This window comes from Sphingobacterium sp. xlx-130 (assembly GCF_011007405.1).
Lineage (GTDB): Bacteria > Bacteroidota > Bacteroidia > Sphingobacteriales > Sphingobacteriaceae > Sphingobacterium > Sphingobacterium luzhongxinii.
The window spans coordinates 97,899-115,116 of sequence record NZ_WFKN01000010.1 but is presented as its reverse complement, the minus strand read 5'-3'; the positions used below and the strand labels follow the sequence as shown (position 1 = coordinate 115,116).

Here is a 17,218-nt window from a genome sequence, read left to right as displayed (position 1 = left end):
CAGAAACGATGGCTGAAGAAGTTGTAAAATTTAAAGTAACGATCGATGGTATACCGGTAGAGGTAACACCGGGTACTACTATTCTCCATGCAGCACGTCAGATCGGAGGGGATATTGTCCCGCCCGCGATGTGCTATTATTCCAAGTTGGAGGGTACGGGAGGTAAATGCCGCACCTGTCTGGTTAAAGTTTCGAAGGGATCGGAGAAAGACCCTCGCCCTATGCCTAAGTTGGTTGCGTCTTGTCGTACGACAGTTATGGATGGTATGGAGGTTCAAAATATTACATCACCGGATGTGGTTGAAGCCCGAAAAGGAGTCGTGGAGATGCTGTTGATCAATCATCCCTTAGACTGCCCTGTATGTGATCAAGCTGGGGAGTGTAAGTTACAGGATTTAGGTTACGAGCATGGCGATGAAGGAACGCGTTACGAATTTGAGCGCCGTACATTTGAGCGTATTGATATTGGAGATAAAATCCAATTGCATATGAATCGTTGTATCCTTTGTTATCGTTGTGTATATGTCGCGAATCAACTTACCGAAGAACGGGAACATGGTGTGTTGAATCGAGGAGATCATTCGGAGATTTCTACCTTTATACATAAGGCGCTCGATCACGACTTTGTGGGCAATGTTATTGATGTGTGCCCTGTGGGGGCTTTGACTGATAAAACGTTCCGATTTAAAAACAGGGTATGGTTTACAAAACCTGTTGATGCACATCGGGACTGTCCGAACTGTGCCGGGCATGTGACTCTTTGGTATAAAGGGGATGAGGTATTACGGGTTACCGGTAGAAAGGACGAGTATGGTGAAGTAACGGATTTTATCTGTAACACTTGCCGTTTTGACACAAAACGTACAGCAGATTGGATATTGGAAGAACCTACTCCTGTGGATCATGAATCGGTTATCGGTGCTAATCATTACCCGGAGTTTAATCCTCCAGTTGTGATCCCGGAGGATAAAAAATTACAACTGGCAAATGAAGAGCAGTTGGCTAGAACAGAACGTTTAAAGTAGATTGAGCGATGGAAGCAGGTTTTATTTTAGAAAAATTGATTTTAGTAGTCATTGTGTTTACTGTCACTTTAGTAATAGCGATGTATTCTACGCTTGCAGAGCGCAAAATCGCCGGTTTCATGCAGGATCGCCACGGTCCGAATAGAGCAGGGATCTTTGGTCTTTTGCAGCCCCTTTGTGACGGAGGTAAGTTCTTTTTTAAAGAAGAAATTATTCCTTCAGGAGCGCATAAGCCACTCTTTATTCTTGGGCCTGTGATCGCTATTATTACGGCATGCATTAGTTCAGCAGTAATTCCTTGGGGGCAGGAATTAACGATTAATGAAAAAGTGATCTCTTTGCAGGTCGCTTCGGGAATAAATATTGGTGTGCTTTATATGTTTGGTGTTATCGCATTGGGCGTGTATGGTATTATGCTCGGAGGATGGGCGTCTAACAATAAGTTCTCTTTAATGGGGGCTATTCGTGCGGCTTCCCAAAGTATCAGTTATGAGATCGGTATGGGGTTGTCCTTGATTGCTTTATTGATGGTGACCGGGACATTGCAATTGGAGGATATCGTAGCACAGCAGTCCGGGTTTGTCAATTGGAATATCTGGGTGCAGCCGTTAGGTTTTTTGATTTTCATCACTTGTGCTTTCGCGGAATGTAACCGTGTTCCTTTTGATTTGCCAGAATGTGAGACCGAACTTGTCGGTGGGTATCATACTGAGTATTCTTCGATGAAGCTAGGGCTTTATATGTTCTCGGAGTACATTAATATGTTTGTATCATCAGCACTGATGGCGGCGTTGTACTTCGGTGGTTATAATTTTCCATTCATGTACGAGCTTGGTTTATCACAGAATTGGATAACAATTATAGGTGTACTGGTTTTCTTTTTAAAGATATTTGGTTTCATCTTTTTCTTTATGTGGATACGTTGGACATTGCCGCGTTTCCGCTACGACCAATTGATGAATTTGGGATGGAAGATATTGATTCCATTAGCCATTGCGAATATCGTATTGACAGGTATAATCACAGTAATAAAGGATACTTATTTTTAATACAAGTTATGAGGTTATGGAGTTAAGAGGTTATGACGCTCACCGAAAAGAGGTTTTTAATCCTTATAACTTTTGTCACTTCGTCACTTTTGTAACTTTAAAAACTATGCAATCATTAAGCAATAGAAAGAAAGTAATTGAGCAGAAGCCAATGAATATATGGGAACGGATGTACCTGCCGGCTATTGCCAAAGGACTGTCTATTACCATAAAACATTTTTTCAGGAAGATCCCAACAATTAAGTATCCTGAGGAGATACGCCCTTATTCAAAGAATTTTAGGGGGCAACACTCTCTGAAGCGGGATGAGCAGGGGCGTGAGCGCTGTACTGCTTGTGGGCTATGTGCCTTGTCGTGTCCTGCTGAAGCGATCACGATGATCGCGGCAGAGCGCCAAAAGGGGGAAGAACACCTTTATCGAGAAGAGAAGTATGCCGCGGTTTATGAAATAAATATGTTGCGTTGTATTTTTTGTGGACTTTGCGAAGAGGCTTGCCCTAAGGAAGCAATATACCTCGATGGACCGCATGTTACTGCGGATTATTTACGTGGAGATTTTATATATGGCAAAGATAAATTGGTGGAGCCAAAATTTGATATTACGAAACTAAACAGAGAAAACGCCTAAGCAGATGACTATATTCTATTTTGTTGCCTTTTTGTCTATTTTCTTTGCGCTGATGACCATCTTCACAAAGAACCCTGTGCATAGTGTACTTTACTTGGTTATTACCTTTTTCACCTTTACGGTGCACTACATTTTACTGAACGCACAATTTCTGGCCGTTGTCAATTTCATCGTTTATATGGGAGCGATTATGGTCTTGTTTTTATTTGTCTTGATGCTGCTCAACCTTAATAAAGATACCGAACCAATAAAATCCAACTTGGTCAAAATTATGGGAGCGGTAGCTGGGATGTGCATGCTGGCTACGTTCTTGGGCGCTTTTAAGGTGATCGAGAGCAACAATGAGTTTGTGACAGGCAATACCGATGTAGGACTTGTGAAAAACTTGGGTAAGGTTTTGTTTGACGAATTCTTGTTACCGTTTGAGTTATCTTCTATATTGTTGTTGACAGCGATGGTTGGAGCGATATTATTGGCTAAAAAAGAAACGAAAGAAGCATAATGGATAATCTTATTCAAAATATACAAGGGATACCATTGAATCATTATTTGATTTTTTGCAGTATCATTTTTGCAATCGGCGTCATTGGTGTATTGATCCGTCGTAATGTGATTATCATTATGATGTCGATAGAGCTTATGCTCAACTCGGTCAACTTGCTGTTGGCGGCCTTCTCTGCCTATCGTGGAGATGCCAGTGGGCAGGTGTTTGTGTTCTTTATCATGGCATTAGCAGCGGCTGAGGTTGCAGTCGGTTTAGCTATTGTAATCATGGTTTATAGAAATACAAAGTCGGTAGACATTGAATCGTTAAGTAAATTACGTTGGTAAAAATTAAGTAGAACTAGCTATATGATCGAACTAATTTGGTTGATACCTTTACTACCCCTGATTGGATTTGTAGTCAATGGAATAGGACGAAATATTCTTCCTAAAAGCGTCATCGGTACTCTCGGTAGTGCTGTGGTACTGGTATCTTTTGTGTTGAGCTGTCTTGTATTTGGCGAGGTGTTAGCTGCTCGGAATGCCGGGCAAGAATCTGCGTTTGCATACCATTTATTCGACTGGATTCGGGTAGGTAATTTGGATATCAGTTTCTCTTTCTTGGTAGATCCTTTGAGCGCGTTGATGTTGCTTATTATTACGGGAATAGGATTTTTAATTCATTTGTACTCGATCGGATATATGAATCACGATGCAGGTTATGGTAAATTTTTTGCTTACCTGAATCTGTTTATCTTTTTTATGCTGTTGTTAGTGTTAGGATCTAACTACTTGATTATGTTTATCGGATGGGAGGGGGTAGGCCTCTGCTCGTATTTATTAATCGGGTTCTGGTACAAAAACTCCTCTTATGCTTCTGCAGCAAAAAAAGCCTTTGTGATGAACAGAATAGGAGATCTTGGTTTTCTAATCGCTGTTTTTGCTATTATTGCGACATTTGGATCATTGGAATTTGATGTTGTATTTCAACAAGCGTCTAGTTTTCCTATAGGTGACGCCACTCTTCTGTTGATTACGTTATTGTTATTTATAGCAGCTACAGGCAAGTCCGCGCAGATTCCCCTATTTACCTGGTTGCCCGATGCGATGGCAGGACCGACTCCGGTTTCGGCATTGATACATGCGGCCACAATGGTTACAGCGGGGATTTATATGATCGTTCGCTCGAATATCTTGTTTACCTTGTCGCCGGTCACGATGCAGATTATCGCAGCCATAGGTGTATGTACGGCATTGGTAGCTGCTTTTATAGCCATCACGCAGAATGATATTAAGAAGGTCTTGGCTTATTCCACGGTTTCACAATTGGGGTATATGTTTTTGGGACTTGGGGTTGGCGCTTTTACGGGAGCTTTTTTCCACGTCCTCACACATGCTTTTTTTAAGGCGCTACTTTTTTTGGGAGCAGGATCGGTCATTCATGCGATGAGTGATGAACAGGATATGCGCCGTATGGGGGGACTCAAGAAGAGTCTACCTGTTACTTATTTGACGATGTTGATAGGAACGATTGCTATTTCTGGAATACCTCCTTTTTCGGGATTTTTCTCTAAAGATGAGATTTTGGCGCATGCTTTTCTTTCTAGTCCGCTGCTGTGGGGATTTGGTTTTTTAGGCGCCTTGTTTACTGCTTTTTACATGTTCAGGTTGCTGTATTTAACGTTTTTCGGCGAATTTAGAGGAACTGAAAATCAAAAAAGTCATTTGCATGAATCTCCTGTTACGATGTTGTTTCCTTTAGTGATACTTGCCCTATTGGCTGCGGTGGGAGGGCTATTAAATGTCCCCGGAGCATTGGGGGGGAGTAATTGGTTGGCAAATTTCCTAGATCCGATATTTGCTTATAGCAATAGCCGGGTAGAGCCAGTTCATATCGATCATAATACAGAATATATTTTGATGGGAGCATCCGCTGTGGCGTCGTTGATCATGGCTGTTATCGCGTACTCAACTTATGTGAAGAAGCGGAATATTCCTGGTGCTGATGGTCAAGAACAGGGATTGTTGTATAAGCTTTCCTATAATAAACTTTATGTGGACGAGCTGTACGATCTTATAGTCGTCCGTCCATTAAACGCGCTCTCTAAATTTTTGTACAACGTGATCGACAGAGCGGGAATAGATGGTTTTGTGAATGGCGTAGGTTCCTTTTTTATGTCTTCGGGACGCGGAATCCGCCAGCTGCAGACCGGACATGTTGGTTTTTATATCTTTATGATGGTCATTGGGGTTATTGCTATCCTTTTGTACGGTTTTTTGAATGTATAGCTATTTGTAATCGAAGTAATCCATGAATAACCTATTTATACTGCTGTTACTCCCTCTTGTAAGTGCTATAGTTTTAGCATTTGTGAAGTCTTCTTCTTCCGCCAAGGGGCTTGCTTTTGGTTTGTCTGTGCTGCAATTGGCACTTACTGTTCCTTTTTTATGTCATTTCGTCCCTGATGCGAGCATTCAGTTTGAACAATCCTTTGATTGGATCAAGAGTCTAGGGGTAAGATTTCATATAGGATTAGATGGTATCAGTCTACCTTTGGTCGTTTTGACCAATGGGTTGATTCCGCTGATTGTCCTTTCTACTTTTAGTAAAAACCTCAAAGGTAATTTTTACGCATTGGTATCCTTTATGCAGACGGGCCTTCTCTTAGTTTTCGTTGCTTTAGATGCTTTCTCTTTCTATGTAGGATGGGAGGTAGCTTTGATCCCTATTTATTTTATCTGTGCGCTTTGGGGGGAAGGCGACCGTATCCGTGTAAATTTAAAATTCTTTATTTATACATTTTTTGGGTCGTTACTGATGTTGATTGCGATTATTTATCTTTATCAGCAGACTCCTACGAAAGATTTTGAATGGACATCATTTACTGCCTTGGCGCTGCAGGATGGTACGCAAAGGTGGATTTTCTGGGCTTTCTTTATTGCGTTTGCTGTTAAGATTCCTATATTTCCTTTTCATACTTGGCAGCCAGATACGTATACTAACGCTCCGACAGCAGGAACGATGCTCCTAGCGGGTATCATGCTGAAGATGGGGACTTTTGGTCTGATTCGTTGGTTAATCCCACTCGCGCCACTGGGCGTAGCTGCTTATGGTCAGATGGCTTTAATTCTCTGTATTGTCGGTGTTGTTTACGCTTCTATTATTGCGTTCAAACAGCAGGACACAAAGCGACTTATTGCTTACTCTTCGATCGCACACGTAGGATTGATCGGAGCAGGTATTTTCGCTTGGAATCAGGAAGGACTTCAAGGAGCTCTAATGCAAATGGTTAATCACGGTATCAGCGTTATCGGTTTGTTTTTTGTTTTGGATATTATTGCAGAACGGACCGGTACGCGGAGTTTGAAAGAACTCGGTGGCCTAGCTGAAAGCATGCCAAAGTTGGCCATATTCTTTTTGATCATCCTTATGGGGGCCGTTGGATTGCCACTGACGAATGGTTTTATTGGAGAGTTTTTACTGCTTAAAGGCATTTATGGAGTAGGGTTACTCTATGCTGTCTTTGGTGGAATGACATTGATCTTGGGTGCCGTATATATGTTGCGTTTATTTCAACGTACTATGTTGGGGACACGTTCGGAAGGAAATGCTACCATTGTGGACTTAAAAGGGCACGAGTTGGTTGTATTGTTTATTGTTGCATTAGTTGTCTTGTATTTAGGTATATTTCCAAATGGTTTTCTGCATCTTTCAGAAGCATCGGTGACCCAACTCTTACAACAAGTTAAATTTTAAAGCAAGATATAAGTTAATAGATTATGGCCGCGATTATTACGCTTTCGTTATTAGGAATTTTAGTATTGTATTTAGGGCTATTCAAGGCAAAGTCTGCTTTGTTACCTGTATCAGTTATAGGCTTGCTGATAGCATTGGTGTTTGAGGTAGCTTTATGGGGGGGAGATGCTCAACCAATATATAATGGAATGGTGGTTTTTGATAACTTTGCACTTGCTTTTTCCATATTATGTATCGTCATTACAGGATTAGTAATCCTGTTATCCAAGGCTTATTTCAGTGCTATTAGTAATAATGTCGCTGAATATTATTGTTTGATTCTGTTCTCCCTGACAGGGGCGCTGATGGTTTGTGCTTATCACAATTTTGCCATGCTATTTATCGGAATCGAAGTGATGTCAGTGGCTTTGTATATTTTGGTAGGAATACGGAGAACCGACTTTGGTTCGAACGAGGCCTCTTTGAAGTATTTTCTCATGGGGGCTTTTTCCACAGGATTTCTTTTGTTTGGAATAACACTATTGTACGGAGCGACAGGTACATTTGACATTACGGGGGTGAGGCAGTATCTTATCGATAACCCACAGCAAATTTCTCCTTATTTTTATGGTGGGGTTTTACTGCTCTTGATCGGACTTTGTTTTAAAGTTGGAGCTGCTCCATTTCATTTTTGGACACCTGACGTTTATGACGGTGCACCGATATTGATTACAAGTTATATGAGTACGGTAGTCAAGGTAGCTTCGTTCGCAGGCTTCTTGCGTTTGTTTAGTTATGTGTTTGTACCATTGCATGATTTTTGGACGCCGGTGCTTCTGGTTGTTATTATCATCACGTTGTTTATAGGGAATATCACCGCGATGATGCAAACTAGTTTTAAACGGATGTTGGCTTATTCCAGTATTTCACATGCCGGGTATATGTTGTTTGCTATTGTGGCTTTAGGTGCGAGCTCTACGTCTAGTATTTTTACGTATGCGATTGCATATTCATTATCTTCCGTAGCTGCATTTGCGGGACTTATTTTGGTGAAGCGTGCCAAAGGGACGGACCAGTTTATGGCTTTTAACGGTCTTGGAAAAACCAACCCCTTTCTCTCTTTTGTAATAACAATAGCGATGTTGTCTTTAGCAGGAATTCCATTGACTGCAGGTTTTATTGGTAAGTTTATGATGTTCAGTACAGTGATGCAGGATTATCACATCGTCTTATTGCTTTTGGCAGTGGTCAATGCAGCAATGGGTGTTTACTATTATCTACGTGTGGTCGTGCATATGTATTTTAAAACAGCCGAACATGAGGAGGAAGCCATCGCACTTCCGTGGAGTTTTAAAATAGTATTAGCTACCACAGTGGTATTTACGCTAGTGATCGGTCTTTATCCCGATTGTATTATTAGACTGTTATAATTGTTTTATAAATTCATGATGAAGGCCCTTTTATAAGGGCTTTTTGATTTTATAAGAACATAGCGCTGTAGCGTTGTTTATTTTTTATGCCTATGTGTTTTGAACTTTGGTCACAAGTTGTATCTTTATGAAGGACCATAGTTGATTATGAGAAGATTGATAACGCTATTGAGTAGGTATGTTGCAATTTTTATTGTTGTGGCATTGTCGATTGTTCCGACTCTGGCCCAAACCTCTTTAAGAGGTGAAGTCCGGGATGCAGTGAGTAAGCGTCCAATTGTGGGAGCTACTATACAGTGTTTAGAACATCCTGAGGGGAGTTCTACGAATAGCAGTGGAAGTTTTTACATCAAGCTGGACTCGACAATCCTAGAAATTGTTGTGTCTGCTATAGGCTACAAGAAGAAAAATATTCTTGTATCTGGAAGAGATAGTACACTAGTGGTATACCTTAACAAGGAGGACCAAGTTATAGAGACTGTTGAGATTGTTAAAAGAGGCAAGTACAAAAATACTAACCCAGCAACAGAACTCATTGACTTAGTGATTCGTAATAAGCGTAAGAATCAGCTTACACATAAAGATAGCCTGTATTTTCAACAGTATGATAAAATAAAATTTGGTATGGTGGATCCACAAAATGGCTTCAAGACCAAGATGGGCGACATGAGTTTCTTCTTCAAAGATGTGGATACCAATTCCCTTCCTGGACATGAATTGCTGACCTTGTATTTGCAAGAAGATCTCTCTGATAATTATATCCAACAGCGACCTACGCGCACTAAGAAAGTTATCCGCGCGCAATACAAAACAGAATTTGATCCACGTTATGTCAACAATCCAAATGTAAGCTCTTATCTTAACTACTTGTTCCAGCCGGTGGATATTTATGAGGAAAGTATCTTTTTTATCAATAAGCTTTTCCTTAGTCCTATTGCAGACAATGCGAAGCTGTATTATAAATATTATATTACAGATACGCTCCGTACCGAAAAAGAGATTTTTGCTGTACTCCGATTTGAGCCTCGAAATAAAAATGACCTGCTTTTTAAAGGGGAGCTTGTTGTTGCTTTGGATGAGCGTTACGCCGTAAAACGTGCATCCTTGAAAATCGACGAGAAGACCAATATCAGTTGGGTTAATTCATTTAAGGTTGACCTTTCGTATTTCAAAAATTCAGAAGGAGTAATGCTGCAAGATAGTTCGAACGTATTTGTTGTGTTTGGCCGAGGCAAGGTTGATGCAGTCTTTGGAGAGCGATCTAGTGTTCATTATCGTTATGATACGCACCACGCAGCAACGGAGAATACATTTTCGGGGGCTCCGGTTGAATTACGGTTGGACTCAGGGTTGGATGGGCAGAGACCTGTGCCGTTGAGTTCGTATGAAGCACGCACCTATGCCAACATAGATAGCTTAAATGATCTTAAATCTTTTAAAACATTATTGGCGGCGGGGTATTTATTGGCGCAAGGGTATTATCCGGTGGGAAAATTTGAGCTTGGCCCGTTGGAATATTTGTATCATCGCAATGAGATGGAAGGTAATCGGGTGCGATTTGGTGGAAGGACTACAGCGGAATTTTCCGAGAAGGTTTATTTAGAAGGTTACATGGCTTATGGGTTCCAGGATGAACAGTTTAAATATTATTTGCGTACGGCTGTCGCGTTAAATGGTAAATCTGTTGCTACCTTTCCTGCGCACTATTTAGAGGGATCAGTACAGCATGATGTATTTGAACCAGGAAAAGCTATTGGTTATTTAAAAGGGGACAGTTTTTTTAGAAGTTTTAGGTCGAATAAGCCAACAAAATGGCTGGACACTGAAGCTTATAGATTTGGACATGTTGTTGAGTTTGGTAATCATTTTAGCCTATCAAGTACCTTTACGCATCAACGCCGAACAGCTATTGGTGATTTACGGTTTGCATTAACAGCGGATAGTACGAAATCACTGGCAAATATTAACACGAACGATGTACAGTTTACCTTGCGATGGGCTCCTTTCGAAAAATTTTACTATCGAAATTTGCAACGCCGGACAATTGTGGAAAGCTACCCAGTATTTAGTTTGCAGTATAACAAAGGTATTAATGGCTTTTTTGATGCTGCTTATAATTATGATGCGTTACGTTTCTCCGCTTCCAGACGCTTCTTCATGAACCAGCTTGGATTTGCTGATATTACGCTTACTGCGGGCAAGATTTGGGGTACTTTGCCCTATCCACTATTAGAGATGCCGAATATACAGGAGATGAAGGATCGACATACGATATCGTACGAAATGACGAACTCCATGGAATTTGTGGCAGATCAGTTTTTGAAATTTTCCTATGATCACGAATTGAATGGCTTTATTTTAAACAAATTACCTTTGATCAAAAAACTGAGATTCAGAGAGATTTTTGGTGGACGTATGTTTTACGGACGACTATCAGCAGATAATAATCCGAGTATTAGTGACAAGGTGGTGTATTTTGATACGCATAAGGAGGGATATACTGTAACTCATGCACTTCAGAAAAGCCCGTATTGGGAGGGATATGTGGGGCTCGATAATATTTTAAGCATATTCCGGGTACAGTATTTCTATCGTTTTAATTATCGATATCATCCGAATGTAACCAACGAACGATTTAAACTATCATTAAACTTTAATTTTTAGAGCTATGACAGCATACCATACAATTTTAGTGCAAAGAGAGGGAAAGACTGCAGTTGTTAAGATAAACAGAGAGACAAAGTTGAACGCGCTTAATAAAGAGACATTGTCTGAGTTAAGTACTGTTTTAGATACGTTGGCCGAAGATGAGACCATACGGGGAATCGTTTTGACCGGAGCGGGAAATAAATCGTTTATTGCAGGGGCTGATATTGGAGAGTTTGAGGGTATGGATGGAGCCTCGGCCGAACTTCTTGCTGCAGAGGGACAACATCATGTAATGGATAAAATTGAAGCCTACCCAAAACCGGTTATAGCCGCGATCAATGGGTTCGCGTTGGGGGGTGGGCTTGAGTTGGCACTTGCCGCTCACATACGTATTGCTAGTTCGACTGCTAGGCTTGGCTTGCCGGAAACGTCTTTGGGATTAATTCCTGGATATGGGGGGACGCAACGACTGCCTCAATTGGTAGGAAAGGGAAGGGCTTTTGAAATGATTATGACAGGTGATATGGTGAACGCCGAGGAAGCTTTGGCCTTTGGCTTAGTAAATTATGTTGTGGAGGGGGATGAGCTATTAGCGAAGTGTTATACATTGCTAGAACGGATTTATTTACGATCGCCCAAAGCAATTGCCGCAACTATAAAGGCTGTCAATACGGGGATTTTAGATCCGAAGGAAGGTTTTCAGAAAGAGATGGCTCTTTTTGGTGCTTGTTTTGATACAGATGAGGCGAAGGAAGGGATTCGAGCTTTTTTGGAGAAAAGAAAGCCAAATTTCTAAGTAAACGGAGTCCTTTTTATAATAATTGTATTAATGGTTGATTTATGATTGGTAAAGACGTTTTTTCGCAGAAGGAAAGGAATATTATCATTTTAATAATTGTCCTTGTCTTAGGGGCAGTTATTCTTTATGCCATGAAGGGTATTTTTGGAGCTATTCTAGGGGCGATGGTGATGTATACCTTGTTTCGTAATCTGAATATCTTTTTGATAGAGCGATTGAAGTGGCCAAAGTCTCTATCTTCTGTAGTGGTTATTATTCTTTCCATTTTTATTATAGTTTTACCGTTTGTTGGGATTGGGACGATGTTGGTAAATAAGGCAATTGAGCTACAGAAAAATCCAGCTTGGATCAGTGATATTATCAATGCGATAAATACCTTTGCTGGAGATAAGCTAGGAAAGCCTGACTTTTTAAAAGAGCAGATTGAAGCTAGCGCAGCCTATTTCGGAGGACTGCTAACTACAGTTTTGGGTGGAGCCGCAAATGCCTTCCTGGAAATTTCGGTTATGTACTTCTTGCTTTATTTTCTGTTCGTGAATTATAAAGGCTTCGAAAGTAGCATCATACATTACTTGCCTTTTGATGATGCCAATGCAACAGTTTTTGGTGAAGAGCTGAAAAATATTACTTATTCTAATATTATCGGACAGACTTTTATTGCAATCGTTCAAGGGGTTTGTCTAGCCATAGGTTTTTATATTTTTGGTGTTAAGGATGGAGTATTTTGGGGCGTTATCTGTGCTATTCTTTCCTTTATTCCCTTACTGGGGCCTCCATTGATTTTTGTTCCGGCGGCAGTTATTCTGTTATCTCAAGGTGCTACATGGCAAGGAGTAGGGCTTTTGGTATGGGGCTTTGGACTTGTCATTAATATTGACAACGTGTTACGTTTGATTATAGCCAAAAAGGTTGGTGATATACATCCGATTATTACCATTGTCGGCGTTATTATAGGTATTCCTCTTTTCGGTATTATGGGACTAGTATATGGGCCGTTGTTGCTTGCCTATTTCTTAATTGCCGTGAAGATTTACAAGGCGAACAAGCGACTGTCTCTTCAAAAGCAGATATTGGAGGAAAAGCTGGAATAATTGTTATCCAACCGCGTACCCTAGCATATATTCTTGAAACTGCTCGTAGTAAACTTGAAAAGAAGTTTCCTTTCCGTCTTTGGTTAGATCGAGCGTCATAACACCTTGAGCTTCGTAGTTAAAAGGACGTATAGTCATATCTTGCAAAAAAGATACACCTTTATTACCTTGCAGTTTATACACCGCTTCTTTGGCGCACCAACAGGCGTATAACTGTAGAATATCGTTGTCGGATTGGATAAAAGACATCTCCTGAGGCTTTAGAAATTTATCTTTGATACGTAATACTTTATCTTTCACAATTTCGAGGTCCATACCGCATTCGCCCTTTGTGCTTAACATTACTCCAGCGTAATCAAAGGAGTGGGTGAGTGATATCTTATAGGGATAGTGTGGAAGGTAAGGTTTGCCGTTTTTGTCGGAAGGGCAATATATGAATTCATCGGTCTGCAGGAGGTAACGTAGTAGCACACGGGTGGCCAACCAATGTAGGGTTCTTTTTCCTTTGCTGAGGTTTTGCAGGCGGTTTTGCTCCTCCTCATCCAGTTGCAATTTGCTCAATAGCTCATCAGCAGATTCTTCAATCTTCCATATTGCAAATTTAGTACTGCTATCCAGCTCTCTGAGGTATACTAACGCCATACGTCAAATGTAAAAAGTAAAAGGTAGAAAGTCAAAGGAAAAACGCCGAACATTCGGAATTCGGAGTAACTTCTTAAAAAACTTGCTAGATGTCAGGCAATACCGTATTTTTGGTGTCCAGTTGGTAATCGCCAACTGTTTGACAATTCAATATGATATTATCAGATACACGAATATTAGAAGAGATTGAAAATGGAACAATCGTTATCGAGCCATTTGATCGTAAATGCCTAGGTACGAATTCGTACGATGTACATTTGGGAAAATACTTAGCAACTTATAAAGATGCCGTGTTGGATGCCAAAAAGCATAACGAGATTGTACATTTCGAAATTCCTGAAGAAGGTTATGTTTTAGAACCAGGGACATTGTATTTAGGCGTTACGATGGAATATACGGAGACACACGGACACGTGCCTTTCCTGGAAGGTAAATCAAGCACAGGTCGTCTTGGTATTGATATACATGCGACAGCTGGAAAAGGCGATGTGGGTTTTTGTAACACTTGGACCTTAGAGGTTTCTGTTGCTCAGCCTGTTCGCGTCTATGCGGGGATGCCTATCGGTCAGTTAATTTATTTTGTGGTGGAGGGTGATATTGAAACTTTCTACAATAGTAAAGGAAATGCTAAATATAATAACAAGACTATCCGTCCTGTTGAAAGTATGATGTGGAAGAATGCTTTTTAGCATTCTTCCCTACCCACCAAACTCCATTAAGTACGCTTTTAAGAAATCGTCGAGATCGCCGTCTAAGACGGCTTGTGTATTGGACGTTTCTTTATTTGTGCGCAGATCCTTGATCAGCTTGTAAGGATGTAGTACATAGTTTCGTATCTGAGATCCCCATTCTATTTTTTTCTTAGAACCCTCGATAGCGGCAGTTGCTTCTTGACGCTTTCGCATTTCGATTTCATACAATTGAGATTTTAGTAATCGGAAAGCATTTTCCTTGTTCTGCAATTGTGATCTAGACTCTTGGTTTTTGATGATGATACCTGTCGGTTTGTGGTGTAGACGTACAGCCGTTTCTACTTTGTTCACATTCTGTCCACCAGCACCCCCAGCTCGAAATGTATCCCATTCTATTTCGGAATCTTTAACGTCTATCTCGATATTATCGTCTACGAGTGGATATACATATACGGATGCAAAAGAGGTGTGACGTTTGGCATTTGAATCAAAAGGTGAAATGCGGACGAGTCGGTGCACCCCATTTTCGCCCTTCAGGTAACCGTAGGCGAAATTTCCTGAAAATTGTAGTGTGACTGTTTTTATACCTGCCACTTCTCCTTCTTGGTAATCCTGCTCGGTTACTTTACAACCATGTTTTTCGCCCCACATAATATACATGCGCATTAGCATCGCTGCCCAATCGCAAGATTCTGTCCCCCCGGCTCCGGCGGTAATTTGTAGGATAGCGTCCAATTGATCTTCCTCCGCGCTGAGCATATTTTTGAATTCTAGCTCTTCGACATCACGCAATGCAATTTCGTATTGCTCTTGTGCTTCTTGTTCACTGGCGTCTCCGGATTGAAAGAATTCGTACATTATGCCGACGTCTTCTACGGAAGCGGCTACTTGGTCAAAATGATCGGTCCATACTTTGAGGTTCTTAATTCCATGGAGGATTTTCTCCGCTTCTTTTGGATGATCCCAAAAAGTAGGTTGTAGGGTGATCTCGGTATCGTTTGCTATCTCTGTTTTCTTGGCATCGATGTCAAAGATGCCTCCTCAGGGAAGTTACTCTATCCCTCAAGTCCTGAATTTGTTCTCTGGTCATAGTTTCAAAGGTAAGAATTAATTGTTAATGGTTAAGGATTAATGGTTCGCGATTAAATGCTTAACAGTCTTGGCGAATTTGCGTTATTTAGAGCGATAACTAAAAATAATATCTTCGTATTGGTGAATATCAAGCATTTTATCTAAGTTTGATCGTAGCAAAAAAATAGCAGTCTTATGTTGCCAAAAATCGACTTTACCCAAACTCAAGCGTACAAATATCTCGCGGACCATTTTGTTTCTATTAATGAACATACCTTGAAAGAGCTTTTCGAGTCCGATCCTGCTCGGTTTGAAAAATTCTCTCTTCGCCTAGAAGACATACTTTTAGATTATTCTAAAAATAGAATTGATGAACAGACTATGGCACTCTTGTCTCAGTTGGCGCGAGAGTGTAAGCTCGACGAGGCTATCAAGGCCATGTTTGCGGGTGAGAAGATTAATGTGACAGAGGGACGTGAGGTTTTGCATACTGCATTACGAAATCAGTCAGGTACTCCGGTTTTGGTGGATGGCGAGGATGTGATGCCTAAGGTAAAGGCGGTGTTAGCGCACATGAAAGACTTTACGAACCGCGTGTTGTCTGGTGAATGGCGTGGATATACCGGACTAGAAATTACAGATGTGGTTAATATCGGTATAGGAGGCTCGGACCTGGGGCCTGTTATGGTTACGGAATCGCTTAAGGCTTATAAGACGCGGCTTAATATGCACTTTGTTTCTAATGTAGATGGCACCCATCTTGTAGAAACTTTAAAAGGCTTAAATCCAGAGACGACCTTATTTCTCATTGCCTCTAAGACATTCACAACGCAAGAAACCATGGCTAATGCAACATCTGCTAAGGACTGGTTTTTAGAATCAGGTGCGCAGCAGGCCGATGTGGCAAAGCACTTTGCTGCGCTAAGTACCAATGAGACAGGCGTTGCGACGTTTGGTGTGGATACGGCAAATATGTTTGAGTTTTGGGATTGGGTCGGCGGTCGCTACTCCTTATGGTCAGCCGTCGGTCTGTCTATTGCATTAGGAATCGGTTTCGATAATTTTGAGTTGCTTTTAGAAGGAGCTTATATAGCGGACGAACACTTTAAGACGGCTGAATTTGAGGAGAATATACCTGTAGTATTGGGGCTACTGGGAGTATGGTATAATAATTTCTTTGACGTGGAGAGCCACGCTATACTTCCTTATGATCAATATCTGCACCGTTTTGCTGCTTATTTTCAGCAGGGCGATATGGAAAGTAACGGTAAATATATTGATCGCAGTGGAAATCGGGTCGAATATCAGACTGGACCTATTATTTGGGGTGAACCTGGAACGAATGGGCAGCATGCATTTTATCAACTGATCCATCAGGGGACGAAATTAATTCCTTGTGATTTTATTGCCCCAGCTATTTCGCACAATCCAATTGGTAATCATCATCAATTATTATTGTCCAACTTTTTTGCGCAGACAGAAGCGCTGATGAATGGAAAGTCGGAGACAGAAGTGGTTAGCGAGCTTACATTGGCTGGCAGGAGTGAAGCGGAGATAGCCGAGTTAAAGAACTACAAAGTTTTTGAAGGAAATCGGCCTACGAATTCCTTCTTGTTAAAGAAGATTACACCAAAATCGCTCGGAACTTTGATTGCATTGTACGAGCACAAAATATTTGTTCAAGGTATTATTTGGAATATCTATAGCTTTGATCAGTGGGGAGTTGAGCTTGGAAAGCAGCTCGCAAGTAAAATCTTGCCAGAACTGCTTAGTGACAGCAAAATTAATAGCCATGATAGCTCGACCAACGGATTGATTAATCAATATAAGAGCTGGAGAGGTTAACTTTATTTAGAATAAGCTTTAAATGGCCTCGGCGAAAACTTCACCGAGGCCATTTTTTTGTATTTGTATCCTGTTTTA

At 40.9% G+C, this 17,218-nt stretch carries 15 protein-coding genes; 13 read left to right on the top strand and 2 right to left on the bottom strand.

Translation table 11 applies throughout. The features are described from left to right. The first annotated feature begins 8 nt into the window (after positions 1 to 8). From G7B18_RS16365 to G7B18_RS16315, 11 genes are all read left to right on the top strand, one after another. Positions 9 to 1,025, top strand: a complete 1,017-nt coding sequence (locus G7B18_RS16365; RefSeq protein WP_164111484.1) for a 2Fe-2S iron-sulfur cluster-binding protein — start codon at positions 9 to 11, stop codon at positions 1,023 to 1,025. Between the two features lie 8 nt (positions 1,026 to 1,033). Further along, entirely contained in the window at positions 1,034 to 2,074 is a 1,041-nt protein-coding gene (nuoH, locus tag G7B18_RS16360) for an NADH-quinone oxidoreductase subunit NuoH (protein WP_164111486.1), read from the top strand. Positions 2,075 to 2,180: 106 nt separating this feature from the next. Continuing rightward, positions 2,181 to 2,702, top strand: coding sequence for a NuoI/complex I 23 kDa subunit family protein (locus G7B18_RS16355; RefSeq protein ID WP_079645426.1), 522 nt, complete (start codon positions 2,181 to 2,183; stop codon positions 2,700 to 2,702). A 4-nt stretch (positions 2,703 to 2,706) separates the two neighbouring features. Then, on the top strand, positions 2,707 to 3,204 hold the full coding sequence (locus G7B18_RS16350) for an NADH-quinone oxidoreductase subunit J (protein ID WP_164111488.1): 498 nt from the start codon (positions 2,707 to 2,709) through the stop codon (positions 3,202 to 3,204). Next, positions 3,204 to 3,533, top strand: coding sequence for an NADH-quinone oxidoreductase subunit NuoK (gene nuoK / locus G7B18_RS16345; RefSeq protein WP_079645424.1), 330 nt, complete (start codon positions 3,204 to 3,206; stop codon positions 3,531 to 3,533). Before G7B18_RS16350 ends, nuoK begins: the two co-directional genes overlap by 1 nt. Positions 3,534 to 3,554: 21 nt before the next feature. Then, positions 3,555 to 5,474, top strand: a complete 1,920-nt coding sequence (nuoL, locus tag G7B18_RS16340; RefSeq protein ID WP_164123478.1) for an NADH-quinone oxidoreductase subunit L — start codon at positions 3,555 to 3,557, stop codon at positions 5,472 to 5,474. 22 nt (positions 5,475 to 5,496) lie between these two features. After that, complete coding sequence (locus tag G7B18_RS16335; RefSeq protein WP_164111493.1) at positions 5,497 to 6,942, top strand: NuoM family protein; 1,446 nt, start codon at positions 5,497 to 5,499, stop codon at positions 6,940 to 6,942. A 23-nt stretch (positions 6,943 to 6,965) separates the two neighbouring features. Next, positions 6,966 to 8,351, top strand: coding sequence for an NADH-quinone oxidoreductase subunit N (locus G7B18_RS16330; RefSeq protein WP_164111495.1), 1,386 nt, complete (start codon positions 6,966 to 6,968; stop codon positions 8,349 to 8,351). Between the two features lie 147 nt (positions 8,352 to 8,498). Beyond that, complete coding sequence (locus G7B18_RS16325; protein ID WP_164123476.1) at positions 8,499 to 11,015, top strand: DUF5686 family protein; 2,517 nt, start codon at positions 8,499 to 8,501, stop codon at positions 11,013 to 11,015. 4 nt (positions 11,016 to 11,019) lie between these two features. Further along, a complete protein-coding gene (locus G7B18_RS16320) occupies positions 11,020 to 11,796 on the top strand; it encodes an enoyl-CoA hydratase/isomerase family protein (protein WP_164111499.1) in 777 nt (258 codons plus the stop codon). A gap of 44 nt (positions 11,797 to 11,840) precedes the next feature. Further along, the gene (locus tag G7B18_RS16315; RefSeq protein WP_240452885.1) at positions 11,841 to 12,890 is read left to right on the top strand and encodes an AI-2E family transporter; all 1,050 of its coding nucleotides are present in this window, start codon (positions 11,841 to 11,843) and stop codon (positions 12,888 to 12,890) included. A 3-nt stretch (positions 12,891 to 12,893) separates the two neighbouring features. On the opposite strand, the gene G7B18_RS16310 is transcribed toward G7B18_RS16315, so the two are convergent. Next, the gene (locus tag G7B18_RS16310; RefSeq protein WP_164111501.1) at positions 12,894 to 13,532 is read right to left on the bottom strand and encodes a 4'-phosphopantetheinyl transferase family protein; all 639 of its coding nucleotides are present in this window, start codon (positions 13,530 to 13,532) and stop codon (positions 12,894 to 12,896) included. A gap of 152 nt (positions 13,533 to 13,684) precedes the next feature. Here G7B18_RS16310 and dcd point away from each other — a divergent pair, with 152 nt between their 5' ends. Next, entirely contained in the window at positions 13,685 to 14,221 is a 537-nt protein-coding gene (gene dcd, locus G7B18_RS16305) for a dCTP deaminase (RefSeq protein WP_164111503.1), read from the top strand. 9 nt (positions 14,222 to 14,230) lie between these two features. On the opposite strand, the gene prfB is transcribed toward dcd, so the two are convergent. Then, positions 14,231 to 15,314, bottom strand: a protein-coding gene (prfB, locus tag G7B18_RS16300) for a peptide chain release factor 2 (protein ID WP_164111505.1) whose coding sequence is annotated in 2 segments (ribosomal slippage) — positions 14,231 to 15,253 and positions 15,255 to 15,314 — 1,083 coding nt in all. Because the reading frame shifts where the segments join, the coding sequence is not laid out codon by codon here. Positions 15,315 to 15,490: 176 nt separating this feature from the next. Between prfB and pgi the strand changes: the two genes are divergently transcribed. Further along, a complete protein-coding gene (gene pgi / locus G7B18_RS16295; protein WP_164111507.1) occupies positions 15,491 to 17,140 on the top strand; it encodes a glucose-6-phosphate isomerase in 1,650 nt (549 codons plus the stop codon). The last annotated feature ends 78 nt before the right edge of the window (positions 17,141 to 17,218 follow it).

Bases quoted from the DNA above. Each gene is read 5' to 3' on its own strand.
- G7B18_RS16365 (WP_164111484.1), top strand. From the start codon at position 9: ATGGCTGAAGAAGTTGTAAAATTTAAAGTAACGATCGATGGTATACCG.
- nuoH (WP_164111486.1), top strand. From the start codon at position 1,034: ATGGAAGCAGGTTTTATTTTAGAAAAATTGATTTTAGTAGTCATTGTG.
- G7B18_RS16355 (WP_079645426.1), top strand. From the start codon at position 2,181: ATGCAATCATTAAGCAATAGAAAGAAAGTAATTGAGCAGAAGCCAATG.
- G7B18_RS16350 (WP_164111488.1), top strand. From the start codon at position 2,707: ATGACTATATTCTATTTTGTTGCCTTTTTGTCTATTTTCTTTGCGCTG.
- nuoK (WP_079645424.1), top strand. From the start codon at position 3,204: ATGGATAATCTTATTCAAAATATACAAGGGATACCATTGAATCATTAT.
- nuoL (WP_164123478.1), top strand. From the start codon at position 3,555: ATGATCGAACTAATTTGGTTGATACCTTTACTACCCCTGATTGGATTT.
- G7B18_RS16335 (WP_164111493.1), top strand. From the start codon at position 5,497: ATGAATAACCTATTTATACTGCTGTTACTCCCTCTTGTAAGTGCTATA.
- G7B18_RS16330 (WP_164111495.1), top strand. From the start codon at position 6,966: ATGGCCGCGATTATTACGCTTTCGTTATTAGGAATTTTAGTATTGTAT.
- G7B18_RS16325 (WP_164123476.1), top strand. From the start codon at position 8,499: ATGAGAAGATTGATAACGCTATTGAGTAGGTATGTTGCAATTTTTATT.
- G7B18_RS16320 (WP_164111499.1), top strand. From the start codon at position 11,020: ATGACAGCATACCATACAATTTTAGTGCAAAGAGAGGGAAAGACTGCA.
- G7B18_RS16315 (WP_240452885.1), top strand. From the start codon at position 11,841: ATGATTGGTAAAGACGTTTTTTCGCAGAAGGAAAGGAATATTATCATT.
- G7B18_RS16310 (WP_164111501.1), bottom strand. From the start codon at position 13,532: ATGGCGTTAGTATACCTCAGAGAGCTGGATAGCAGTACTAAATTTGCA.
- dcd (WP_164111503.1), top strand. From the start codon at position 13,685: ATGATATTATCAGATACACGAATATTAGAAGAGATTGAAAATGGAACA.
- pgi (WP_164111507.1), top strand. From the start codon at position 15,491: ATGTTGCCAAAAATCGACTTTACCCAAACTCAAGCGTACAAATATCTC.